21 protein-coding genes and 6 tRNA genes are annotated in these 24571 nt (G+C 59.5%); 17 read left to right on the top strand and 10 right to left on the bottom strand.

Translation table 11 applies throughout. The features are described 5' to 3' along the window. Window positions 1–54: 54 nt before the first annotated feature. Window positions 55–1005 (bottom strand): DUF932 domain-containing protein, encoded by a 951-nt coding sequence (locus ACTG2U_RS10745; RefSeq protein WP_130631653.1) that lies wholly within the window; start codon window positions 1003–1005, stop codon window positions 55–57. 611 nt (window positions 1006–1616) lie between these two features. Between ACTG2U_RS10745 and pncC the strand changes: the two genes are divergently transcribed. The 12 genes from pncC to ACTG2U_RS10685 all read left to right on the top strand — a co-directional run bounded on the left by pncC (window position 1617) and on the right by ACTG2U_RS10685 (window position 9151). Further along, window positions 1617–2108: a nicotinamide-nucleotide amidase gene (gene pncC / locus ACTG2U_RS10740; protein WP_439974459.1), complete on the top strand. Its 492-nt coding sequence runs from the start codon at window positions 1617–1619 to the stop codon at window positions 2106–2108. Window positions 2109–2188: 80 nt separating this feature from the next. Continuing rightward, window positions 2189–3253, top strand: coding sequence for a recombinase RecA (gene recA, locus ACTG2U_RS10735; protein WP_074042703.1), 1065 nt, complete (start codon window positions 2189–2191; stop codon window positions 3251–3253). A 44-nt stretch (window positions 3254–3297) separates the two neighbouring features. After that, window positions 3298–3807, top strand: coding sequence for a regulatory protein RecX (locus ACTG2U_RS10730; RefSeq protein WP_439975120.1), 510 nt, complete (start codon window positions 3298–3300; stop codon window positions 3805–3807). Between the two features lie 295 nt (window positions 3808–4102). Further along, a complete protein-coding gene (alaS, locus tag ACTG2U_RS10725; RefSeq protein ID WP_042033273.1) occupies window positions 4103–6727 on the top strand; it encodes an alanine--tRNA ligase in 2625 nt (874 codons plus the stop codon). Window positions 6728–6743: 16 nt separating this feature from the next. Beyond that, on the top strand, window positions 6744–7982 hold the full coding sequence (locus tag ACTG2U_RS10720) for an aspartate kinase (protein WP_111809428.1): 1239 nt from the start codon (window positions 6744–6746) through the stop codon (window positions 7980–7982). A 103-nt stretch (window positions 7983–8085) separates the two neighbouring features. Beyond that, complete coding sequence (csrA, locus tag ACTG2U_RS10715; RefSeq protein WP_005336053.1) at window positions 8086–8274, top strand: carbon storage regulator CsrA; 189 nt, start codon at window positions 8086–8088, stop codon at window positions 8272–8274. Window positions 8275–8488: 214 nt separating this feature from the next. Next, window positions 8489–8581 (top strand) — tRNA-Ser (locus tag ACTG2U_RS10710). 3 nt (window positions 8582–8584) lie between these two features. After that, a tRNA-Arg gene (locus ACTG2U_RS10705) sits at window positions 8585–8661 on the top strand. 100 nt (window positions 8662–8761) lie between these two features. Next, window positions 8762–8838 (top strand) — tRNA-Arg (locus ACTG2U_RS10700). A gap of 25 nt (window positions 8839–8863) precedes the next feature. Next, a tRNA-Arg gene (locus ACTG2U_RS10695) sits at window positions 8864–8940 on the top strand. 29 nt (window positions 8941–8969) lie between these two features. Then, window positions 8970–9046, top strand: a tRNA-Arg gene (locus tag ACTG2U_RS10690). A gap of 28 nt (window positions 9047–9074) precedes the next feature. Next, a tRNA-Arg gene (locus ACTG2U_RS10685) sits at window positions 9075–9151 on the top strand. Window positions 9152–9502: 351 nt separating this feature from the next. Here ACTG2U_RS10685 and pbpG read toward each other — a convergent pair. The 7 genes from pbpG to ACTG2U_RS10650 form a co-directional block, all read right to left on the bottom strand. After that, a complete protein-coding gene (gene pbpG, locus ACTG2U_RS10680) occupies window positions 9503–10330 on the bottom strand; it encodes a D-alanyl-D-alanine endopeptidase (RefSeq protein ID WP_005348750.1) in 828 nt (275 codons plus the stop codon). Between the two features lie 159 nt (window positions 10331–10489). After that, entirely contained in the window at window positions 10490–11155 is a 666-nt protein-coding gene (locus tag ACTG2U_RS10675; protein ID WP_005343012.1) for a DedA family protein, read from the bottom strand. Window positions 11156–11173: 18 nt separating this feature from the next. After that, window positions 11174–12466, bottom strand: a complete 1293-nt coding sequence (locus ACTG2U_RS10670; RefSeq protein ID WP_005336050.1) for a hemolysin family protein — start codon at window positions 12464–12466, stop codon at window positions 11174–11176. After that, window positions 12429–12692 (bottom strand): hypothetical protein, encoded by a 264-nt coding sequence (locus ACTG2U_RS10665; RefSeq protein WP_139463587.1) that lies wholly within the window; start codon window positions 12690–12692, stop codon window positions 12429–12431. Before ACTG2U_RS10665 ends, ACTG2U_RS10670 begins: the two co-directional genes overlap by 38 nt. 17 nt (window positions 12693–12709) lie before the next feature. After that, on the bottom strand, window positions 12710–13768 hold the full coding sequence (ansB, locus tag ACTG2U_RS10660) for an L-asparaginase 2 (protein WP_128834860.1): 1059 nt from the start codon (window positions 13766–13768) through the stop codon (window positions 12710–12712). Between the two features lie 130 nt (window positions 13769–13898). Next, entirely contained in the window at window positions 13899–14093 is a 195-nt protein-coding gene (locus ACTG2U_RS10655) for a heavy-metal-associated domain-containing protein (protein ID WP_263084849.1), read from the bottom strand. Window positions 14094–14155: 62 nt separating this feature from the next. Then, a complete protein-coding gene (locus ACTG2U_RS10650; RefSeq protein ID WP_005336047.1) occupies window positions 14156–15106 on the bottom strand; it encodes an AEC family transporter in 951 nt (316 codons plus the stop codon). A 137-nt stretch (window positions 15107–15243) separates the two neighbouring features. On the opposite strand from ACTG2U_RS10650, the gene treR reads away from it, so the two are divergent. From treR to ACTG2U_RS10625, 5 genes are all read left to right on the top strand, one after another. Next, complete coding sequence (gene treR / locus ACTG2U_RS10645; protein ID WP_257697711.1) at window positions 15244–16191, top strand: trehalose operon repressor TreR; 948 nt, start codon at window positions 15244–15246, stop codon at window positions 16189–16191. Window positions 16192–16383: 192 nt separating this feature from the next. Continuing rightward, on the top strand, window positions 16384–17814 hold the full coding sequence (gene treB, locus ACTG2U_RS10640; RefSeq protein ID WP_005336043.1) for a PTS trehalose transporter subunit IIBC: 1431 nt from the start codon (window positions 16384–16386) through the stop codon (window positions 17812–17814). A 66-nt stretch (window positions 17815–17880) separates the two neighbouring features. Further along, window positions 17881–19542, top strand: coding sequence for an alpha,alpha-phosphotrehalase (gene treC, locus ACTG2U_RS10635; protein ID WP_429014130.1), 1662 nt, complete (start codon window positions 17881–17883; stop codon window positions 19540–19542). A 3-nt stretch (window positions 19543–19545) separates the two neighbouring features. Next, complete coding sequence (locus ACTG2U_RS10630; protein WP_429014127.1) at window positions 19546–20145, top strand: sugar O-acetyltransferase; 600 nt, start codon at window positions 19546–19548, stop codon at window positions 20143–20145. Window positions 20146–20264: 119 nt separating this feature from the next. After that, window positions 20265–20453 carry a hypothetical protein gene (locus tag ACTG2U_RS10625; RefSeq protein ID WP_005336040.1) on the top strand — a complete coding sequence of 63 codons (189 nt, stop codon included), beginning with the start codon at window positions 20265–20267 and terminating at the stop codon, window positions 20451–20453. A gap of 72 nt (window positions 20454–20525) precedes the next feature. Here the strand turns inward: ACTG2U_RS10625 and rluA are convergent, their stop codons facing one another. Continuing rightward, window positions 20526–21182, bottom strand: a complete 657-nt coding sequence (gene rluA, locus ACTG2U_RS10620; RefSeq protein ID WP_042058808.1) for a bifunctional tRNA pseudouridine(32) synthase/23S rRNA pseudouridine(746) synthase RluA — start codon at window positions 21180–21182, stop codon at window positions 20526–20528. Between the two features lie 115 nt (window positions 21183–21297). Next, complete coding sequence (rapA, locus tag ACTG2U_RS10615; RefSeq protein ID WP_429014125.1) at window positions 21298–24165, bottom strand: RNA polymerase-associated protein RapA; 2868 nt, start codon at window positions 24163–24165, stop codon at window positions 21298–21300. Window positions 24166–24571: the final 406 nt, after the last annotated feature.

Here is a 24571-nt window from a genome sequence, read left to right as displayed (position 1 = left end):
TGGCTTGCGCCAGTCCGGGTGAGGTCGTTATGCGGTTTAAATGGGGAAGCGGAATTACTGCAGCAGAGTGAGTGCCTGATTCAGGGCTTGGGATTTGAGTTGGGCGCCCTGACCAAACCAGGCGGAATCGAGCCGGTGATCCTGGCTGCGGGCACGGCGGTGGTGATCCACGTATTCCGTTACCGCATTGACCAGCCCCCAGGCGGTATTGCGGGAACTGGCAAGCTCTGAGCCCATGCCTGCGCCTTGATAGAGCTCATGAAGCCGTTGCACCGGCTTGGTGAGGATGATGTTCTCCTCATCCAGCGGTTGCGCCAACAAGTCGCTGAAAAAGCGCAGCGCCTCTTCAGGGGCGACGGGCCGTTGTGCCAGTGCCTTGGTCTGGACTTTGAACTCATCCCAATGGGAGAGTCCCAGGCCGAGCGACTCTTTGACGGCAGCGGCATCGAACTGAGTGGAGTGGGGCACCTTGATGGCACCGGTAGCACTCCGCAGTGCCATCTGCAGGGTGTTGTTGCAGACCACCCGCAGCGAGGTGAACTGCGCTGTGGTGCAGAGTGTGCCGTCGCAGCTGGTCGCCAGCAGCAGATAGGACTTCACCAAATCACCGCCTGCTAGCTTGAGATCCTGACCGGTTTTGGCCAGTGCCCACAGCTTGCGGCCCCCTTTGAGCGAGCCCGCGGTCTCCAGCTCAAAACCACCGGCTTCCACCAGGTCTTGATAGAAGTGCAGCACCTCGTGAGGCTGTACCACGTTGTAACGACTTGAGACCACCGATAGGGGGGCGAGGGTATCGGAGCGATACAGCACCTTGCTGTCGCTGTAGGGGCGGATATGCAGTGCATCGGAGGCGACGTTAAACATCACGTCGCTCTGCTCGATGGTCCAATCCATCCCGGCTGCCTGTAGCCAGATATCGAGAGATTGTTGCGGGGGCAAAACATTGCCAAGGCCATGCCAAGGGGTTTGGCCCGTGTAGGCCATGGTGTCGATCAGATGAGCCATATCTCCTCCAGGAATTGTGAAATGCAGGCAGGAGCCTGCTAACTCATGGAGGTGATGTAGGTTTGAAAGTTTTTTGAATAGGATGTAGTCGTGTTTTTATTTGTGTGTGCTGTTAAGCAGCATACAGGTTGTTATGTTTGGACAATGCCCTTCATTGGAGATGTGGGTGCAGGATTGGTAAAAGAGGCTCAATCATGAAGGGTGTTTATAGCGTAGGTTAAAGCGTAGGCAGACAAATAAATTTCAAAAAAACACATTAAAATCAACATATAAACACCCTTGCATCATGGGCGTGTGGGCGCTCAGATTTGCGCCGGGAGCGGAGCTTGTGGCGCCGCTGGCTTGGTGTTGTGCGGTCATGTTCTGTTCCAGAAGGGGCCTCTGCGGGCCAGTGTCTGCGGTGATGAGCCTTGAGCTTGATGGCGCCATTCTACACATAAGCGCCGCGACGGGGGAGCGGGTGTTCCGGGCACGGTTGTTCTGCACTATTGAAGGCATGACACAGGTGCAGCACCTCACCTTGCGGCAGGCAAGGGCGGTCTGCCGTGGTTGCGGGCGGCGCTAGCGGGATCGCATAATGTGCCTCTTGAGCGGATCAGAAAGGAGTCGTGATGAAACTGGATGCAGAGATAGAGCACCTTGCCATCGAGCTGGGACGGGCCCTTGGCCAGCGGGGCTGGCTGGCGGCGACCGCCGAATCCTGTACCGGCGGCGGGGTGGCCAGCGCCATCACCGACATCGCGGGCAGCTCCGGCTGGTTCGATCGCGGATTTGTCACCTACACCAACGAGGCCAAGCAGCAGATGTTGGGGGTGAGCAGCGAGAGCCTGGATCAGCACGGTGCAGTGAGCGAGGCCGTGGTGCTGGAGATGGCCCGCGGCGCGCTGGCGCACTCGTCTGCCTCCATCAGCGTTGCTATCAGTGGCATCGCTGGCCCCGGCGGTGCCACCGAGGGCAAGCCGGTCGGCACCGTCTGGTTCGCCTGGGCCGACCGCAATGGCCGCCACCACTCCCTGCTGGCCCGTTTCGACGGGGATCGCCGGGAGGTGCGCCAGCAGGCGGTGAGACAGGCCTTGTCGGGTCTGTTGGCCCTGCTCAGATAAATTGGGCTTGATACTGTATGAATAGACAGTATACTTAGCCCAACTTCACTTCTTACTCACGATTTCCAGCGGAGATTGGCATGGATCAGAACAAACAGAAGGCACTGGCGGCTGCGCTGGGTCAGATTGAAAAGCAGTTCGGCAAAGGTTCCATCATGCGTCTGGGCGACAGCAAGACCATGGATATCGAAGCCATCTCTACCGGTTCCCTCTCGCTGGACGTGGCGCTGGGGATCGGCGGTCTGCCGTGTGGCCGTATCGTCGAAATCTACGGCCCGGAATCTTCCGGTAAAACCACCCTCACCCTGCAGGTGATCGCCGAAGCCCAGAAGAAAGGCAAGACCTGTGCCTTCGTCGATGCGGAACACGCCCTCGACCCTATCTACGCTGCCAAGCTGGGCGTCAACGTCGACGACCTGCTGATCTCCCAGCCGGATACCGGCGAACAGGCGCTGGAGATCTGCGACATGCTGGTTCGCTCCAACGCGGTTGACGTCATCATCGTCGACTCCGTGGCGGCCCTGACCCCGAAAGCGGAAATCGAAGGGGAGATGGGTGACTCCCACGTTGGTCTGCAGGCCCGTCTGATGTCCCAGGCGCTGCGCAAGCTGACTGCCAACATCAAGAACGCCAACTGCCTGTGCATCTTCATCAACCAGATCCGGATGAAGATCGGCGTCATGTTCGGTAGTCCGGAGACCACTACCGGTGGTAACGCGCTCAAGTTCTACGCCTCCGTGCGTCTGGATATCCGTCGTATCGGCGCCATCAAGGAAGGTGACGAAGTGGTCGGTAACGAGACTCGCGTCAAAGTGGTCAAGAACAAGGTGGCCCCACCCTTCAAGCAGGCTGAATTCCAGATCTTCTACGGTGCCGGTATCTCCAAAGAGGGCGAGCTGGTGGATCTCGGTGTCAAGCACAAGCTGATCGACAAGGCCGGCGCCTGGTACAGCTACAACGGCGAGAAGATCGGCCAAGGCAAGGCCAACGTGATGAAGCTGTTCGCCGAGAACAAAGTGATGGCTGGCGAAGTGGAAGCCCGCTTGCGCGAGCTGCTGCTCTCCGGCGCCGTGCCAGTCGATGACAAGGCTGCACCGGTTGAGGTAGACGAGTTCGATGCCGAAAGCGAACAAGAGTTCGAATAAGGAACAAAGGAAGGCCGGGTAGATACCCGGCCTTGTTATTTATGATGGTTGATGAATCCGTTACCGAACCGGTCGAGCCTGCCGAACCGACCTTTGCCGAGCAGTTTACCGCCGCCCGCGCCTTTGCCATGCGCAGCCTGGCCCGCCGCGAGAGTGCCGAGTCAGAGCTGGCCAACCGGCTGCGCCAGCAGGGCTTCAATGAAGAGGTGATCGAGGCGGTGGTCGACTACTGCCGCGGTTACAACTGGGTCAATGACGAACGTTACGGCGGTATGGCAGTACGGGCCGGTGCCGCCAAGGGGCATGGCCCCATCAAGATCCGCTTCGATCTGCGCCGCAAGGGGCTCGACGATATGCAGATTGATGCCGCCTTCGATCAGCCGGAGCTGGACTGGTTCGAGCTTGCCTTCGAACTGCTGGAGCGACGGGCAAAAATTGTCGATCTGGCCGATTTCAAGCTGCGGATGAAGTGGCTCAAATATCTGCTGGGGCGCGGCTTTACCCAGGATCAGGCACGTTACGCTATCTCTGCCCTGCAGGAGCGGGAAGAGTAACGCCACTGCGTGGCAAACGTCGTTTCAGCTCTCCTTTTTGTATGTTTTTCCTGCCGGCTCAGTAGCTTGCGCGCACAATCCCGAAAAAGCAGCCTTTTGTTCATCTCATCCCTCTTTATGCGCTGCTTTTTTGCCTCTCAACAGTGAAAAAAGCCACTGTGAGCAGTGGCGCTCTTTTCTGGCCCGTTTATGTGCGCTTTTTCGCCCGTGGCGGCCCTGTCCGTTTTACTTTACCCCGCAGAAAACTTACATTAATGCGGTTAAAAGTCCGTATTCGAATCAAGCAGGATTTTCCATGTATATGTCCACGTCAGAGATTCGCGCTGCGTTTCTCGAGTATTTCCGTTCCCAGGGGCACCAGGTTGTCTCCTCCAGCTCGCTGGTACCGCATAACGACCCGACCCTGTTGTTTACCAACGCGGGTATGAACCAGTTCAAGGACGTGTTCCTTGGCGCAGACAAGCGTGCCTACAATCGCGCGACGACTTCCCAGCGTTGCGTGCGTGCCGGTGGTAAGCACAACGATCTGGAAAACGTCGGCTATACCGCTCGTCACCACACCTTCTTCGAAATGCTGGGCAACTTCAGCTTCGGTGACTACTTCAAGCAGGATGCCATCAAGTTTGCATGGGGCTTCCTGACCGAGGTGCTGCAGCTGCCGAAAGATCGCCTGCTGGTAACCGTCTACGCGACTGACGATGAAGCTTTCGACATCTGGGAAAAAGAGGTCGGTGTCCCGGCCGATCGCATCGTGCGCATCGGTGACAACAAGGGTGCCCCTTACGCTTCCGACAACTTCTGGGCGATGGGCGATACCGGCCCGTGCGGTCCCTGCACCGAGATCTTCTATGACCACGGCGATCACATCTGGGGTGGCCGTCCCGGCTCACCGGAAGAGGATGGCGACCGTTTCATCGAGATCTGGAACGTGGTGTTCATGCAGTTCAACCGTCAGGCTGACGGCACCATGGAGCCGCTGCCGCGTCCGTCCGTGGATACCGGCATGGGACTGGAGCGGATCTCCGCCATCATGCAGGGTGTCCACTCCAACTACGAAATCGACATCTTCCAGGCGCTGATCAAGAAAGCGGCCGAGATTGTCGGCACCACCGATCTGAGCAACCAGTCCCTGCGCGTCATCGCTGACCACATCCGCTCCTGCGCCTTCCTGGTGGCAGATGGCGTGATGCCGTCCAACGAAGGTCGTGGCTATGTGCTGCGCCGCATCATCCGCCGCGCCGTGCGTCACGGCCGCAAGCTGGGTGCCACCGACGTCTTCTTCTACAAACTGGCTGCCGAGCTGGCGGTGCAGATGAAAGACGTCGCTGCCGAGCTGATCGCCCAGCTGCCGCTGGTCGAGCGAGTGCTGCGCATCGAAGAGGAGCAGTTTGTCCGCACTCTGGATCGCGGTCTGCTGCTGCTGGAAGACGCTCTGGCCAACCTGGGCGATGCCAAGGTTATTCCGGGCGAAGTGGTGTTCAAGCTCTACGACACTTACGGCTTCCCGGCCGACCTGACTGCCGACGTGGTGCGCGAGCGCGAGATCGGTATCGACGAAGAGGGCTTCAAGGCCGAGATGGAGAAGCAGCGTGCTCGTGCCAAAGAGGCCTCCAGCTTCGGCGTGAACTACAACGAGATGCTCAAGCTCGACTTCGAGACCCCCTTCACCGGTTACAAGACCCTGAGCGAGCGCACTCGCGTGGTTGGCATCTACAAGGGTGTGGAAGAGGTGAGCGGTCTTATCGCCGGTGACGAAGCAGTCATCGTGCTGGAAGAGACCCCCTTCTACGCCGAGTCCGGCGGCCAGATTGGCGACAGCGGTACCCTGAAAGTGGACGACGGCATCTTTGCCGTAACCGACACCCTAAAAGCGGGCAAGGCGATCATCCACAAGGGCTACATGGAGCTGGGCACCCTGGAGAAAGGGGCCGAGGTTGAGGCCGTGGTAGACGCTGACCGTCGTCAGGCCATCGCCCTGAACCACTCCGTGACTCACCTGCTGCATGCAGCTCTGCGTCAGGCTCTGGGCGAGCACGTCACCCAGAAAGGTTCTCTGGTTGGAGCCGAGCGCATGCGTTTCGACTTCTCCCACTTCGAGGGGCTGACCATGGCGACCATTCGCCGGGTCGAGGAGCTGGTCAACAACCAGATCCGCGCCAACCACGAAATCACCACCCAGCTGATGGATCTGGAAGCGGCCAAGTCCGCCGGTGCTATGGCGCTGTTTGGTGAAAAATATGAAGACGACGTGCGCGTGGTGCGCATGGGCGACTACTCCACCGAGCTGTGCGGCGGTACTCACGCCAAGCGCACCGGTGATATCGGCTTCTTCAAGATCATCGCCGAGAGCGGCATCGCTGCTGGCGTGCGCCGTATCGAAGCGGTGACCGGCAAAGCGGCCATCGACTTCATGCATCAGGTTGGCGAGCAGATTGAAGAGGCTGCCGCCCTGGTGAAAGGCGACCAGTTCTGCATCGCCGACAAGGTTCGCCAGATGCTGGACAAGGCCAAGATGATGGAGCGCGAGCTGGAGCAGCTTAAGGCCAAGCTGGCCGCTCAGGCTGGTAACGATCTGCTGGGTCAGGTGATCGAGATCAACGGTCAGAAGGTGCTGGTTGCAGCGCTGGAAGGGGCCGATCCGAAATCCCTGCGCGGCATGCTGGACGAGCTGAAGAACCAGATGAAGTCCGGTGTTGTGCTGCTGGCAACCTGTGCCGATGGCAAGGTCAACCTGATCGCGGGCGTCACCAACGACCTGACCGGCAAGGTCAAGGCCGGTGAGCTGGTCAATCTGGTTGCCCAGCAGGTGGGTGGCAAGGGCGGTGGCCGTCCGGACATGGCACAGGCGGGTGGTACCCAGCCTGAGGCGGTGCCGGCAGCGCTGCAATCCGTTCACTCCTGGCTGGAAGAGCGCCTGTAATCGGGCGAGGTGATCTGTGGCACTCTATGTACAGAAGTACGGCGGCACCTCGGTCGGCACACTGGAGCGGATCGAGGCGGTAGCTGAGCGGGTCGAGCAGACCCGCGCCCAGGGACACGACGTGGTGGTGGTTGTCTCCGCCATGTCGGGCGAAACCAACCGGCTGCTGGGCATGGCCCAGCAGCTGGATCCTGATGCCAACCGGCGGGAGATGGATGTACTGGTCTCCACCGGTGAGCAGGTCACCATAGCGCTGCTGGCCATCGCGTTGAACAAACGCGGTTGTCCTGCGGTCTCAATGACCGGTGATCAGGTACGGATTCACACCGATTCCGCCTATGGCAAGGCGCGCATCACCCACATCGACACCGAGCTGGTTCAGGCCGAACTGGCTGCGGGCAAGGTGGTGGTGATCGCCGGTTTCCAGGGCCGTGACGAGCATAACGCGATCACGACGCTGGGCCGCGGCGGTTCGGATACCACGGCGGTTGCCGTGGCGGCGGCCATCAAGGCCGATGAGTGCCAGATCTTTACCGATGTGGATGGGGTATACACCACGGATCCGCGCATCGAGCCCAAGGCGCGTCGTCTCGACACCATCACCTTCGAGGAGATGCTGGAGATGGCAAGTCTCGGCGCCAAGGTGCTGCAGATCCGCTCGGTGGAGTTTGCGGGCAAGTACCGCGTCCCGCTGCGGGTGCTGTCGAGCTTTATCGATGGAGAGGGAACCTTAATCACATATGGAGGTGATAGGATGGAAGCTCCCCTGGTATCCGGGATCGCTTTTAACCGCAACGAGGCCAGCCTGACCATTCTGGGCGTGCCGGACAGACCAACCGTTGCCGCGCAGATCCTGAATCCGATCAGCGACGCCAACATTGATGTCGACATGATTGTGCAGAACACCCTGGGAGATGGCACCGCCGACTTCACCTTCACGGTGAATCGTGATGACTATCGCCGCGCCCGGGCACTGCTGGAGGAGACAGCCACCGAACTTGGCGCCTCCTGCGTGCAGGGCAATGGCGAAATTGCCAAGGTTTCCATTGTCGGTGTCGGCATGTGGAACCATCCCGGTGTTGCGCGCACCATGTTCAAGGTATTGGGCGAGGAGGGGATCAACATGCAGTTGATCTCGACCTCTGAAATCAAAATCTCTGTGGTGATTGACGAGAAGTATCTGGAGCTGGCGGTGCGAGCCCTGCACGCGGCTTTCGGGTTGGATCAGGCACCGCAAGAGCAGCCCTTGGGCTAACAATCTCTGATTGATTTAGTTTCAACCATTTACCATATCGGTATCTTTGTTAGATAATGTCGCATATCGATATAAAAACAAAACAGGATACAGGAGCAAGCGAATGCTTATTTTGACTCGTCGTGTTGGGGAAACCCTGATGATTGGTGATGAAGTGACTGTCACCGTACTGGGCGTTAAAGGCAACCAGGTCCGTATCGGTGTTAACGCGCCGAAAGAGGTCTCCGTACACCGCGAAGAGATCTACCAGCGCATCCAGGCCGAGAAAGTTCCGGGCCAACCGGGCTTCTAAGCCACTTTCATGGCTGTGACAAGGCGACACCTCATGTGTCGCCTTTTGTTTTTTCTCGGCCCCTGAAATCGCCCTGCAGGGCGCGAAACTGCGGGATAAGTGCCGATATTGTTTGAATATTCCACGCTTTGACCAAATGCTGAGCGAACGCACTTTTTTCTCCAAAAAAGTGTTTGACTAAAAATCCCTGTGAAGTATTATCAGCCCCGCAAACGGAGAGGTGGCCGAGAGGCTGAAGGCGCTCCCCTGCTAAGGGAGTATGCGGCTTATACCCGCATCGGGGGTTCGAATCCCCCCTTCTCCGCCATTTGCGCCCGTAGCTCAGCTGGATAGAGTGCCTGGCTACGAACCAGGTGGTCAGAGGTTCGAATCCTCTCGGGCGCACCATATTACGACTCAAGCAAGAGTCATGTGTTGACCATCAGCAAGTCGACACTTTGGAAAAGGCTTACTGATAAGTAAGCTTTTTTTATCGTTTTAAAACAGGGCGCCCGTAGCTCAGCTGGATAGAGTACCTGGCTACGAACCAGGTGGTCAGAGGTTCGAATCCTCTCGGGCGCACCATTTAAAACGACACAACGATTTATGAGCGCCCGTAGCTCAGCTGGATAGAGTACCTGGCTACGAACCAGGTGGTCAGAGGTTCGAATCCTCTCGGGCGCACCATTTTTCAAGCAGTACACAAAAGTTTGTGAGCGCCCGTAGCTCAGCTGGATAGAGTACCTGGCTACGAACCAGGTGGTCAGAGGTTCGAATCCTCTCGGGCGCACCATATTTCAAGCAGTACCAAAAGTTTATGAGCGCCCGTAGCTCAGCTGGATAGAGTACCTGGCTACGAACCAGGTGGTCAGAGGTTCGAATCCTCTCGGGCGCACCATACAGACAGCCTCGACTTCGGTCGGGGCTGTTTTTTTATGGGCGATATTTAGCTTTTGGTGCGGATCCCCGTGCGCTGTTGCGGGTGGATCGCCCGTTTACCTGGCTGTTCTTGTCCTCATTTCTTCCCCTTTCTGTGATTGCGCACAGTTCTTCTGATCGTTGCACCGCATCACCACCCTTTGCCTCATCTATAGGTGCCTTGTATGCCTGCTGTTGCAACGGCTGATTCCGCGCAGCTTATCACTCAAGGTTTGGCTATCAACATCCTGCAAGGCCTGCAAGGCCTGCAAGGCGTTTTGCGGGCAATAAAAAAGGATGCCGCAGCATCCTTTTTTGTGAAGAGATCCACTCAGCTTTTCAGCCATTTGCGAATGCGGTTGGCATCGCCGATGGGGGTGCGTTTGCCCACCGAGTTGAGCAGCACGATGGCGAGCTCGCGGCTGTCCGGTTTGGCGCGCATCACCAGGCAGCGACCCGCTTCGTCAGTGAAGCCGGTCTTGGAGAGGCGCACGTCCCAATCCGGGTTTTTCACCAGCGGGTTGGTGTTGTTGAACATCAGGCTGTAGGCGGGGGCGCTGAAGCGCATCTCCCGGTTCTCATCCTGAGTGAACTGACGGATCAGCGGCTGGCGATAGGCGGCGGCGGCCAGCTTGCCCAGATCCTGGGCGGTGGAGACGTTGCGGGTGGAGAGGCCGGTGGAGTCGTAGAAGTGGGTATTACGCATACCCAGCTGTCTGGCCTTGTTGTTCATGGCTCGCACGAAGGCGCTGCGGCCGCCCGGATAGTGACGCGCCAGTGCCGAGGCCATCCGGTTTTCGGAGGACATCAGCGCCAGATGCAGGGCGTCGCGGCGGGTCACTTTGGTGCCCATGCGGATGCGGGAATGAGTGTGTTTGACCCGATCCAGATCGTTCTTGTCGACTGTGATGGTCTGGTTGAGATTCTGTTTGGCATCCAGCACCACCAGCGCTGTCATCAGCTTGGTAAGGGAGGCGATAGGACGCACCTTGGTGGCATTCTTCTGGTAGAGCGTCTTGCCCGTTTTTACATCCACGACCAGGGCGCTGCTCGAGCGTACTTCCAGTTTGGCAGGGTTGGGTGCCGCGCTGACCGCAGGCAATCCCAGCATTCCCATCAACCCGACAACCAGCGCTGCTGCGCGAATCCGACACCACATACAACCGACTCCATTCCCATCCAAAAAAAGGCGCTAGATTCACTCATTTTTACCCCGGCTTTACAAGGGCCGAGCGGGACTATTTCTGCTATTTGCGCAAAATTGGCGATCAAAAAAGCCCTCTGGCGAGGGCTTTCGGGTCGGGCGTTGGGCGAAGGGTCAATCCCGTGGCTGCGCGGCCCTGCGTTTGCTGATCCAGCGCCAGACCAGCGCCACCATGCCACCCACCAGCAGGGCCACCGGCAGATAGATGATGATGTTGAAGAACTGGGTCTGGTATTCGGCGGCCAGCTTGGTGTGGCTCAGGTAGTAGCCAAACCCGACCAGCGGGCAGATCCACATGATGGAGCTGATCAGATTGACGATGAGAAAGCGCCCCTGGGGCAGTTCGGTGGCACCCACGATATAGGGGTAGGCGGTGCGCACGAAGGCGATATAGCGCGCGGTGATCAGGGTGATGATCCCGTACTTGTCCAGCAGGTGGTAGACCTTCTGCTGGTGTCGCTCTTCCACATGGGACATCAGCCGATGGTAGAGCTGGGTGTGGCCGAGAAAGCGCCCCTGCATGTAACCGAGCCAGGTGCCGACAAAGGTTGCCATGATCAATAGCGGGATCACCCCGAGAGACAACACATCCTGATAGATGAGTACGCCGGTGAGGATCAGCAGGCTGTCACCGGGTAGAAAGGCGGTAGGGATGAATCCGTTTTCCAGTACCAGAAACGTCAGAATCACACCACAGATCATGAAGGCCATCTTGGGATCGGAAAGTGTGTTCAGATCGTGGTTCATAAAGGCGTGAGCCAGTTGGTAAAACTGCTCCATACTTGCAAACTCCGCAGGTTAGCTGGGTTGATCGGTCAAGGGCATGGCGAGCACCTTGTCGATGCGCAGGCCATCCATGTCAACAATTTCCAGTTGCCACTGTTCCAGTGTCACCAGGTCTCCGGTTTGTGGAACACGACCAAGGAGCAGCATGATAAGCCCTCCGAGGGTGTGATAGTGATGTTTTTCTTCTTCTGGCAGACGAACCAGCTCCAGACAGTCCTTCAACTCCGGCAGCGGGATCAGGCCATCGAGCAGCCAGCTGCCGTCGGCGCGCCGGAATGCCCAGTTGTCCTCGCCATCCTCCTGCTGGAAATCCCCCGCCAGCGCCTCCAGCAGATCCTGCTGGGTGACCAGTCCCTGCAGCTCGCCATATTCGTCCACCACCAGCGCCATCTGTTCGCTGTGGGTGCGGAAGTGGTTGAGCAGCTCTACGCCGTTGAGGGTCTCGGGCAGCAGGCTGCCCTCCTGGGTCAGGGCAGCCAGATCGATGGGCTCCCCCTTGATATAGGCGTGCAGCACCTTGCTGACATTGATGATACCCACCAATTCTGACAGGTTGCCGTCGCAGACCGGAAAATAGCTGTGGCGATACTCCACCAGTCGCTGCAGGTTGGTCTCCAGCGGCAGCGCCAGATCCAGATAGCGGATATCGCTGCGTGGCACCATCAGGGAGGAGAGGCTGCGCTCGTCGAGACGGAAGACGTTGCGCAGCATGGTGTGCTCATGATCCTCGATCACCCCGGCTTCAGAGCCCTCCACCAGCATGGCGTGGATCTCCTCCTCGGTGACGTTGGCGCTGCCGTTCTGGTTGACCCGCAGCAGCCGCAGGCTGGCATTGGTAGAGGCCGACAGCAGCCAGACGAAGGGGCGTGTCAGGGTGGCGAGCCAGTGCATGGGGCGGGCCACCAGACAGGCGATGCGCTCGGCATTGAGCTGGCCAAGCCGCTTGGGCACCAGCTCCCCCACCACGATGGAGAGATAAGTAACCACCACCACCACTATGATTGTGGCGATCAGGCCACTGCTCTTGGCCGGGAGTCCCCACTCCTGCAACCAGAGGGAGAAGGGCTGGGCCAGCAGGGATTCGCCGTAGATACCGTTGAGCAGACCTATGCTGGTAATGCCGATTTGGACGGCAGAGAGAAAATGGGTCGGGTCTTCGCCCAGTTTGAGGGCAATGGCGGCGGAGCGGTTGCCTTCAGAGGCAAGCTTGCCGAGGCGAGCCTTGCGTGCGGTGACGATGGCGATTTCTGACATGGCGAAGACGCCATTAAGCAAAATCAATCCCAGCAGGATCAATATTTCCATACAGCAACAGCACTCCTTGAGTGGATAAGATCGCTGGCAGTGTAATGAATTTGGCGGCGATGCGCTTGTGAAAGCGGGTGATCCGGCTCGCTAATTTGATGACAGCGCTTTGTGATGGCTGAAAAAAATGGCCGGAAAAGGGAAGGTCGACCCCGTCAAACTGCGTAATGGGCGAGGCTGCATTGCTGGATGGAAAAGGGCGGGAAGTCCCGCCCTTGCTTGTCATGGTTCAGACAACCCTTATCAGAACTGCTGGAACCAGCGCTGGATCTGGGCCGGATCCTTGCTCTGGGTCAGGGAGAGCATCAGCAGCACCCGCGCTTTCTGCGGGTTGAGAGTGCCGGAGGCCACGAAGCCGTACTTGGCATCATCGATCTCGGCATCCAGGGTGGTGGCGCCGGTCGGCACGCGGGCGGAGCGCACGACGCGGATGCCATCCTTGCTCGCCTTGGCCAGGGTATCGAACAGGGTGTGGTAGAGGTTGCCGTTACCCACCCCGGCGCTGACGATGCCGTCGAACTTGGCATCCACCATCGCCTTGGCTGGCAAGTCGGTGGCGTTGGCGTAGCTGTAGACGATGCCCACTTGCGGCAGCTTGTCGAGCTTGCTCACGTCAAACGGCGTCTTGCTGGTGTGTAGACGGGTCGGGCTGCGCTGATAGTCGATCTTGCCGTTGTGGATGTAGCCGAGCGGGCCGAAGTTGGGGGAAGCAAAGGTCTGCACGCCGGTGGTGTTGGTCTTGGTGACGTCGCGGGCATCGAGCACTGTGTCGTTCATCGCCACCATGACGCCACGGCCCTTGGAGGCGGGGTCGGAGGCGGTCACCACGGCGTTGTAGAGGTTGAGCGGGCCATCAGCACTCATTGCGGTGGAGGGGCGCATGGCGCCAACCAGCACTACCGGCTTGTCGCTCTTGACGGTCAGGTTGAGGAAGTAGGCGGTCTCTTCCATGGTGTCGGTGCCGTGGGTAATGACGATGCCATCCACGTCATCCTTGGCCAGCAGCTCGTTGACCCGCTTGGCCAGCTTGAGCCACACCTCGTCGTTCATGTCCTGGGAGCCGATCTTGACCACCTGCTCACCCTGCACATCGGCCACGTTCTTCATCTCGGGCACGGCGGCTATCAGGGTTTCGATGGCCACCTTGCCAGCCTCGTAGTTGGACTGGGTAGCCGACTGGCCTGCCCCGGCAATGGTGCCGCCGGTGGCCAGAATATGGACGTTGGGCAGCGCCATCGCCATGGGGGAGAGGGTCAGGCCAACGACGGCGGCGAGCAGGGTCTTGCGGATCGGTAGGGTCATGCTGCAAATCCTTATGGTTGGAATAATCGCAGCAAGTTTGCCCGTTTAATAACCCGGGTCTGTGATAAAACTCACCAAAAGACAGGTGAGTACAGATTTTTAACCTGTTTTATACCTCTATGGAGATAATTTAACTCGCAGAGAAACCCTTGGCTTCGATCAGGGCGATCAGCTCGGCCTTGCTCAGCTCGCTCTCGATAACGGCCTTGCTGCTGGCGAAATCGACGGTTGCGGTGGTGACCGCAGGCTGGGCCAGCAGCACTTTTTGCAGACTGGCGGCGCAGCCACCACAGGACATGCCGGACACGGTGAGTTCGATGGTCATGGGATATCTCCTCTGTTGATGAGCGCCAGCCTAAAGCTGCCGCCTCCGGCAAGGTCAAGCCGTCAGTACATCAACCCTAGGTAATTCATCAGAGTTGCCCCGAGGCTGGTAGTGACCAGCGAACCGAGGGTGGTGGTGGCGATGATGTTTGCGGCCAGCACGCTGTCGCCCCCCATGGCGCGGGTCATCACATAGCTGGCGGCGGCAGTCGGGGTGGCGCTGATGAGAAACAGAATACCCAGCTCCAGATGGCTGAAGCCGAGCAGAGCAGCCCCCAGAGTGAACGCAGCCGGAATGAGGCAGAGCCGCATGATACTGGCCCACCCGGCAATGGCTGCGCCACCGCGCAGGGCGTCGAGGCTGAGAGAGGCGCCGGTGCAGAGCAGCGCCAGCGGCAACGTCATGTTGGCGAAGTAGCTGCCGGTGGTGAGCAGCAGTTGCGGCATCTTGATACCGAGCAGAGTAAAAGGCAGCGCCGCCACGATGGCGATGATCAACGGATTCTTGATGATGCCGAGCAGAATGGGGCGGATACCGGTGGCACCGCCGAGACTGCGGGTGAGGGTGATCACAGCGAGAATGTTGTAGAGCACGGTCACCGCGCCGACATAGAAGGCCGCCGCCCCCAACCCTTCGTGGCCATAGGCGTTCTGCACATAGGCGAGCCCGATAATGGCGCTGTTGCCGCGAAAGCTCCCCTGCACGAAGATGCCGCGCAGCCGCTGCTCCCCGATAAAACGTCCGGCCAGCAGCTCCAGCACCAGATAGCTGATAACGGTGGCGAGCAGGCCATAGCCGATAAACCAGAGGCTCGGCATGGTGGCGAAGTTGGTACCCAGAATACTGAGAAAGAGCAGAGCGGGCAGGGTGACCTGAAACACCAGTCGCGAGGCGGATTCGGTAAAGGGATCCGGCAGCAGCCCCAACCGCTTGAGCAAGATGCCGAGCAGCAGCACCACGCAGATGGGGCCTGTGATGGAGAGGGAGAAGAGCAGACTGGCCAGCAGATCCATGATGGGCATCCTGTGCTGTGCCCACACACCCTGACGGCGGGGCAAAAAGGGCATTCTAACGCCATGGGCTTGTATTCACAGGGGTTAATCACAACAATGTGGGCAATTCCACCGCCTAGCCTCCTGTGAGCCAATTCATGGACAAGAAACTGACCATCCTCGATATCGCCAGACTGAGTGGCGTCGGCAAGTCGACCGTCTCCCGGGTGCTCAATCAGGATCCCAAGGTGAAGCAGGAGACCCGCGAGCGGGTAGAGCAGGTCATCGCCGAGCATGGCTTCGTGCCGAGCAAGTCGGCGCGGGCCATGCGCAGCCAGAGCCAGCAGGTGGTGGGGATCATTGTCTCGCGGCTCGACTCCAGCTCGGAGAATCAGGCGGTGCGCGGCATGCTGGAGACTCTCTACCAGCGTGGCTACGATGCCGTGCTGATGGAGAGCAAGTTCTCCCCCGCCAAGGTACAGGAGCATCTGGCGGTGCTGGAGCGGCGCGGGGTAGATGGCATTATCCTGTTCGCCTTCAATGACTTGGACTATGCCGCCATGGCGCCGCTGCAAGAGAAGCTGGTGCTGGTCGCCCGTGAATATCCCGGTTTCTCCTCGGTCTGCTTTGACGACGCCGGTGCGGTGCGCACCATGCTGGCGCAGCTGGCAAGCCGTGGCGCCCGCGACATCGCCTATCTGGGGGTGGATGCCTCGGATCTCACCACCGGCCAGCGCCGCCTCGACGCCTATCTCGCTTACTGCGCAGAGCAAGGGTTGCGCCCGCGCAGCGCCCTCGGCGATCTCAGCCTGCAGAGCGGCTACCGGCTGGCGGCCGAGCTGTTGACGCCCTCCACCCAGGCGCTGGTCTGCGCCAGCGACACCCTCGCCATCGGTGCGGCAAAATACCTGCAAGAACAAGGGCGTAGCGAGGTGCTGGTGACAGGACTTGGCAACAATCCCATGCTCAGTTTCCTCTTCCCCAACGCCCTCAGTCTCGATCTTGGTTACAAAGGGGCGGGGGAGCAGGCGGCGCGTCAGCTGCTCGGCCAGATTGAGCAGGCTCAGCCCCCGCTGGTGACTATCGCCCCCTGCCGAACCCTGTGAGCCCCATCACTTCCGACTGAACAAAAAGTGTGCTTTTTGTGACGCTGGCCACGAATTGGGAACGTTCCCATTTCGACCTGGCCAGATTGTCGGCATGCTAAATGGGAACGATACCAAAAACGCTCCGGCCGACAGACTGGCTCAAAAGGGCGATACAGACCACTATTCAATGGCGTCACAGAGGGAAGACCCATGTCCAAGATCAACGCACAGCAGCTTGCCACCCTGATCGACAAGATCGGCGGCAAGGAGAACATCGCCACCGTCAGCCACTGCCTGACCCGGTTGCGCTTCGTCCTGAACGATCCGGCCAAGGCCGACAGCAAGGCTATCGAAACCATCCCGGCGGTTAAGGGAAGCTTCACCCAGGGCGGTCAGTTCCAGGTGGTGATCGGTAACGAGGTAGAGCAGTGGTACAAGGCGCTGACCGAACAGCTCGGCGTCAGCGGTGGCAGCAAGGAGACCGCCAAGCAGGCGGCGCGCCAGAACATGAACCCGCTGGAGCGGGGCATCTCCCATCTGGCGGAGATCTTCGTACCGTTGCTGCCCGCCATCATCACCGGCGGTCTGATCCTGGGCTTTCGCAACGTCATCGGCGACATCAAGATGTTTGACGATGGCACTCACACCCTCACCGAGATCAGCCAGTTCTGGGCTCAGGTACACGCCTTCCTCTGGCTGCTGGGCGAGGCGATTTTCCACTTCCTGCCGGTGGGTGTTTGCTGGTCTGCAGTGAAGAAGATGGGCGGCTCCGAGATCCTCGGTATCGTGCTGGGGGTGACGCTGGTGTCACCGCAGTTGATGAACGCCTACGGCATCGGTCAGCAGACTCCCGAGGTGTGGGACTTCGGCCTGTTCGTGATCCAGAAGGTGGGCTATCAGGCACAGGTCATTCCGGCGCTGCTGGCAGGTGTCTTCCTGGCTTGGGTTGAGACCAACCTCAAGCGGATCATTCCGGCCTATCTCTATCTGGTGATTGTGCCGTTTGTCTCGCTGCTGCTGGCAGTGATCGTGGCTCACGCCTTTATCGGCCCGTTCGGTCGCTGGATTGGTGATGGCGTTGGTTTCGCTGCCAAGGCCGCCATGACCGGCTCCTTTGCTCCCATCGGCGCAGCCCTGTTCGGTTTCCTCTACGCACCGCTGGTCATCACCGGTATCCACCACACCACCAACGCAGTGGATCTGCAGCTGATGCAGAGCATGGGGGGCACCCCGATCTGGCCGCTGATCGCCCTCTCCAACATCGCTCAGGCTTCTGCAGTCGTCGGCATCATTCTGATTAGCCGCAAGGAGAACGAACGGGAGATCTCGGTACCTGCCGCCATCTCTGCCTACCTCGGGGTGACCGAACCGGCCATGTACGGTATCAACCTCAAGTACAAGTTCCCCATGCTGTGCGCCATGGTGGGCTCCAGCCTTGCGGCCCTCATCTGCGGTTTCGCCGGGGTGATGGCCAACGGCATCGGGGTAGGCGGCCTGCCGGGCATCCTCTCCATCCAGCCGCAATACTGGGCGGTGTTTGCCATCGCCATGCTGGTCGCCATCGTGGTGCCGGTGGTGCTGACCCTGCTGGTCTACAAGCGCCAGCAAGCCGCTGGCAAGTTGGCCCAAGCTAGCGCCTGACACTGATTATCAGGGCGACCCGCGGGTCGCCCTCTCCCTTTTCAATTTGTGACAAGAGAAAGAGCCATGAGCCAAACACCCTGGTGGCAGAGCGCCGTGATTTACCAGATCTATCCCAAGAGCTTTCAGGATTCCGGCGCCCGTGGCACCGGCGATCTCAAGGGGATCATGGCCCGCCTCGATTACCTCAAGACGCTGGGGGTCGATGCCCTCTGGCTGACCCCGGTCTACGTCTCGCCGCAGGTGGACAATGGCTACGACATCGCCGACTACCTTGCCATCGACCCCGCCTACGGCACCATGGCAGATTTCGAGGCGCTGCTGGCCGCCGCCCACGCGCGCGATATCCGCATCGTGATGGATATCGTGGTCAACCACACTTCCACCGAGCACGCCTGGTTCAAGTCGGCGCTGGGGGATAAAAACAGCCCTTACCGCGACTACTACATCTGGCGCGATCCGGTGGACGGCGGCGTACCCAACAACTGGCAATCCAAGTTTGGTGGCAGTGCATGGGAGCTGGATGCAGCCACCGGTCAGTATTACCTGCACCTGTTTGCCCGCGAGCAGGCGGATCTCAACTGGGAAAATCCCACAGTGCGCGCCGAGGTGAAAAAGATCATCCACTTCTGGGCCAAGAAGGGGGTGGACGGGTTCCGCCTCGATGTCATCAACCTTATCTCCAAGGATCAGGCGTTCCCGGACGACGAGATTGGCGATGGCCGCCGCTTCTACACCGACGGGCCGCGCATCCACGAATTCTTGCAGGATGTGAGCCGCGACGTCTTTGCCCCGGTGGGCGCCATGACGGTGGGGGAGATGTCCTCTACTTCGCTGGAGCACTGCCAGCGCTATGGTGCGCTGGATGGCTCCGAGCTCTCCATGGTGTTCAACTTCCACCATCTGAAGGTGGATTACCCCAACGGCGACAAGTGGACCAAGGCGCCGTTCGACTTCCTCGAACTCAAGCGCATCTTCAACCACTGGCAGAGCGGCATGCACGGCAAGGGGTGGTCGGCGCTGTTCTGGTGCAATCACGACCAACCGCGCATCGTCTCCCGTTTCGGCGATGAGGGCGAGCATAGAGTTGTAGCCGCCAAGATGCTGGCCAGCACGCTGCACGGTTTGCAGGGCACCCCCTACATCTATCAGGGGGAGGAGATCGGCATGACCAACCCCGGCTATCAGCGCATCGATGACTATCAGGATGTGGAGAGCCGCAACATCTTCGCCATCAAGCAGGCGGAAGGGATGAGCGAGGCCGAGATCCTCGCGATTCTCGGTGCCAAGTCCCGCGACAACTCGCGCACCCCGATGCAGTGGAGCGTTGCGGCCAATGCCGGTTTCACCCAAGGGACGCCCTGGCTCAAGCCAGCTGCAAACTATTCCGAGATCAATGCCGAGGCGGCGCTGGCCGACCAGCACTCGGTGTTCTGGCACTATCGGGATCTCATCGCCCTTCGCAAGGTGCACCCCATCTTCACTCAGGGGGATTATCAGGAGCTGCTGACCGGGCACCCGCAGATCTGGGCCTATGCCCGCCGTGCCAACGGTCAGACCCTGCTGGTGGTGAGCAACTTCTACGGCGAGCCGGTGGAGTTTGCCTTGCCTGCTGAGCTGCAAAGCGGGCAAGGTCGGCTGCTGCTCGGCAACTACCCCGATAGCCCGGCCCGACCGCAATCGGGTATGCTGCGCCCTTATGAATCCCTGATCTGGCTGATGGAGTAGGCGATGACGAAAGTGGTGCGCGGTACCGAGTGGCAGAAGATGGTGGCGGGGGAGCCTTATGATGCGGGCGACCCTGAGCTAAAAGCGGCGCGCGAGCGCTGCCGCAAGCTCTACCACACCTTCAACACCAGCTGGCAGGAGAAACCGGCGCGGGATGCTTTGCTGCACGAGCTGCTCGGTGGTCGCGGCCATGAGTGCGCCATCAATCCGCCGTTCTTCTGCGACTATGGCGCCAATATCTTCGTCGGCGAGAACTTCTACGCCAACGTCAATTGCACCATCCTCGACGTCTGTGAGGTGCACATCGGCGACAACGTGCTGCTGGCGCCCGGGGTGCAGATCTACACCGCCGCTCATCCGGTGGCGGTGGCGCCACGTATCAAGGGTGTCGAGTTCGGCAAGCCTGTACGGATCGGTCACAACGTCTGGATCGGCGGTAGCGTCGTCATCTGTCCCGGTGTCACCATTGGTGACAACAGCGTCATCGGTGCCGGTTCGGTGGTGACCAAAGATGTGCCAGCCAACGTGGTGGCGGCTGGCAACCCTTGCAAGGTGCTTCGGCCGATGACGGCACAGGAGCTTGAAGGCGTCATCCAGCGGTGAACAGGGCCATGAATACTATTGCTATCTGATTGATAGAAAAGCGACTTTCAGATTGTTTTGCATTCAGTGCTTATGTTCGGGGCCGCTTGGCCGATACTGTTGAGTGCAGGAGGAACCCTATGGATATATCAAGTTCTGCAAATGCGTCGTTTGGTTCTGCTCTGATGACGGCCAGTCTGGCCAAGAAACAGCAGACCCAAGAGGGCGAAGCTGCGCTGAAGCTGCTGCAAAACGCAGCGCAATCAGCGCCGGTTGCACCGACATCGGCCAGCGCTTCTCTGGGAAGCAAGATCGATATTCGCGTCTGACCCTAATGAAAAAGCCCCCATCTCGCGATGGGGGCTTTTTTATCTCTGCGATTTGGCGCGAGCCTCTTCCGCTCAGAGCGGGAAGGGGGCTGGTGCCTCGAAGGTCATCCGCTCGCCGCTGCGGGGGTGGCTGATGGTCAGACTGGCCGCATGCAGATAAAGGTGCGGTGCCGCCGCCAGCGCATCCGGATGGGCGTAGAGGTTATCGCCGAGGATGGGGTGCCCCAGCTCCAGCATATGGACGCGCAGCTGGTGCGAGCGACCTGTGATGGGGGTCAGCTTAATCAGGCTGTTGCCGTTCTCCACCTTCAGCTTTTCCCACAGGGTCAGGGCGTGGCGCCCCTCCTCGTGATCCACCTTCTGCTTCGGGCGGTTGGGCCAGTCGACGCAGAGCGGCAGGTCAACCTGTCCCGACTCTGCTTCCGGCTCGCCCCACACCCAGGCGAGGTAGTGCTTCTCGGTCTCCCGCTCGCGAAATTGCCGGCTCAGCTCCCGATGAGAGTTGGGATTGAGGGGAATGACAATGACGCCAGTGGTGGACATGTCGAGGCGATGAGCCGCCGCCGCCTTGGGGTGCTGCTGCTTCACCCGATGCAGGACGCTGTCTTCATTCTCGGGGCCGCGCCCGGGGACGCTCAGCAGGCCAGTGGGCTTGTTGACCACCATGATGTCCTTGTCCTTGAACAGGATATCGAGCCAGGGTTCCAGAGGCGGTGAGTATTCAAACATAAATGTCTCGCATCAGAAGGTGGGGGCAAGCCCCCATCAGTTATGGGTAACCACGACAAAGCGGCCTTGGGTATCCAGTTTGAGCTGGGTCTGGCCGCTGTCGGTCGGTACCTTGTCAGTTATGGGTGACCACGATAAAGCGGATGGCATCCAGCTTGAGTTGGGTCTGATCGATCAGGTGGTGCAATTCTGCCTGCAGATTGCGCAGATAATCCAGTTCGCTGTCGCGCACGTTCGGGTTGACCGCCTTGAGCGCTTCCAGACGATCCAGATCCTGCTGCAGGGTCTGCGCCATCTGGGCACGGGCCTTGTCGACAATCCCGGCTTTCAGCTCTTCGGCAATGGCCTGGCCCTTGCCGATCAGAGCGTGGATCACCGGTTGGGATGCAGTCACGAGCTTGCTGCCGAGGTGGCGATTGACCGGAGTCAGCTGGCGGTTGAAGGCATCGAACGCCACTTTCTCACCCAGATTCTGGCCGTTCTTGTCCATCAGCAGACGGATCGGCGTCGGCGGCATGAAGCGGTAGAGCTGGGGATGGGCCGCAGACTCGGCAACGAAGATCAGCTCAAGCAGGATGGAGCCGATGGGCAGCGCCTTGTTCTTGAGCAGTGCGACCGAGGTGGCACCGATCTCGGAGCCCAGGATCAGGTCGATACCGCCGCGCATCATGGGGTGATCCCAGGAGAGCAGCGCCATGTCATCCCGCGACAGGGCGGTGTTACGATCGAAGGTGATGGTCATGCCATCTTGCGGCAGGCCCGGGAAGCTGGAGACCAGCATGTGATCCCCGGGGGTCAGCACCAGCGCGTTCTCGCCACGGTCATCCTGATTGACGCCGATCTCGTCGAACATCTTGAGAGCGAAGGAGATCATGCCGGTGTCGTCATCTTCGGCGGCCAGCTTGTCGACCAGTTGCTGGGCGGCTGCGCCACCGCTGGAGTGGATCTCCAGCAGGCGATCGCGACCCTGCTCCAGTCGAGCCTTGAGCGGCTCGTGCAGTTCGCGGGTCTTGATCAGCAGGGCGTCGAGAGCTGCCTGATCGCCGGTGTTGGCGGCCAGCAGCTCGAACAGCTCTTCACGTACCGCTTCGAATACCGGGCGGGCAGTCGGGCAGGTCTGCTCGAACGCGTCCAGACCATCGTGATACCAGAGCTGCAGGGCGCGCTGGGCAGTCCCTTCCAGATAGGGCACGTGGATCTCGACGGTATTCTGCTGACCGATACGATCCAGTCGGCCGATACGTTGTTCCAGCAGATCCGGATTGAGCGGCAGATCGAACAGCACCAGATGACTGGCAAACTGGAAGTTGCGTCCTTCTGAACCGATCTCGGAGCAGAGCAGCACTTGGGCGCCACCCTCTTGCTGGGCGAAATAGGCGGAGGCCTTGTCCCGCTCGAGGATCGACATCCCTTCGTGGAACACGGCACCACGGATCCCTTCACGGGTACGCAGCGCCTCTTCCAGCGCGATGGCGGTCGCCGCTTCGGAGCAGATCACCAGCACCTTCTGCTGGCGGGCTGAGAGCAGCAGCTCCAGCAACCATTCTACGCGCGGGTCGAACTGGGTCCAGGTGGCGTTGTCGCCTTCGAACTGCTGGAAGATCTTCTCGGGATAGAGGTAGCGCAGGGCACGGGTCTGCAGATCGCCACCGTTACCACCCATCATGCCCATCACCTTGATGGCAGTCTTGTACTGCTCCGGCAGCGGCATAGGGTAGACGTTGAGGTGACGCTCGGGGAAGCCCTGAATATTGGCGCGGCTGTTACGGAACAGCACCCGGCCGGTGCCGTGCTGGTCCAGCAGCTTGGCGACTGCCTGCTGGCGGGCCTCAGCATCGCTCAAGTCCAGCCCTTCCAGCTGGCTGGCGAGGATCTGTCTGGCTTCATCGCTCAGGGTCTCGCCATCCAGCAGCTCTTGTGCGGCGCTGGCGACCTGACCATAGGCCTGCTCCTCGGCGAGGAAAGCCTCGTAGTCGTAGAAACGTTCGGGATCGAGCAGGCGCAGACGGGCAAAGTGGCTCTGGTGGCCCAGCTGATCCGGTGTCGCAGTCAGCAGCAGCACGCCCGGCACCTGTTCGGCCAGCGCTTCCACCATTTCATAGGCACGGCTCGGCGCCTCTTCACTCCACTCCAGATGGTGGGCTTCGTCGACAACCAGCAGATCCCACTCGGCTTCCAGCACCTGCTCGAAGCGACGACGCTTCTTGCGCAGGAAGTCGAGGCTGCAGATCACCAGCTGTTCGGTCTCGAAGGGGTTCTCCGCATCTGCAAACGCCTCGATGCAGCGCTCCTCGTCAAACAGGGAGAAGTGCAGGTTGAAACGGCGCAGCATTTCGACCAGCCATTGGTGCTGGAGCGTCTCGGGCAGCAGAATGAGCACCCGATGGGCGCGGCCGGAGAGCAGTTGCTGATGAATGATCATGCCCGCTTCGATGGTCTTGCCCAGGCCAACCTCATCGGCCAGCAGTACGCGCGGAGCGTAGCGGTGACCCACTTCATGGGCAATATAGAGCTGGTGCGGGATCAGGCTGACCCGGCCACCGGCCAGACCACGAGTCGGGTTGCGACGACGTTGGTGCTGGTTGATCAGCGCTTCGTAGCGCAGGGTGAAGCGGGACATCCGATCGATCTGACCGGCGAACAGGCGATCCTGCGGCTTGTTGAACTTGATAAAGTTGTTGAGAAACACTTCCTTGAGGGCAACGGGCTCATTATTGTCGGTGCGCACACCTACATATATAAGCAGGCCGTCTTTCTCCTGCACTTCTTCGACCGTCATGGTCCAGTCTTCGTGACTGGTGATCTGATCGCCCACATTGAAGCTGACCCGGGTGACCGGCGCCTCTTCTTTGGCATACATGCGGTTTTCACCGGTAGCCGGAAACAACAGGGTAACCATGCGTCCTTCAACAGCAACGACAGTCCCCAACCCCAGATCCGTCTCTGTATCACTAATCCAACGCTGGCCAAGTGCAAAAGGCATTAAACTCTCCAAAGCCCAAGAGTGTGTGAATCGCAAAGGGGCGCTATGTTACCCGAAGGCGTGACCTCGATCACCATGCATATAGATGTAGAGAGACCAAATCGCCACAACCTTGATCTGCTACCACCGCCACGCCATCTAGAGGATAGCGAGCTCGCCAAACGGGTGTGTTGTTGCAGGATAAATGCGCTTTTTGGGTGATTAGTGAACGGTTGAACCCAAAATGCGAATTTAATTCGAAAACACCCTTGCAAGCGTGATCCAGATCCCTATAATGCGCCTCCATCGACAGGGCAAGCGGCAACGCAAACAACCTCGTCGGTAACCTCGAAAAGCCTTTGAAAATAAGGCTTGACTCGAGAAGGCGGTTGAGTAGAATTCCACTCCCGCAGCAACACACTGTTGC

Origin of the sequence: Aeromonas sp. 95A, assembly GCF_051919235.1 — a bacterium.
Lineage (GTDB): Bacteria > Pseudomonadota > Gammaproteobacteria > Enterobacterales > Aeromonadaceae > Aeromonas > Aeromonas veronii.
The sequence above is the reverse complement of the archived record's forward strand: the minus strand, read 5'-3'. Positions and strand labels throughout refer to the sequence as shown.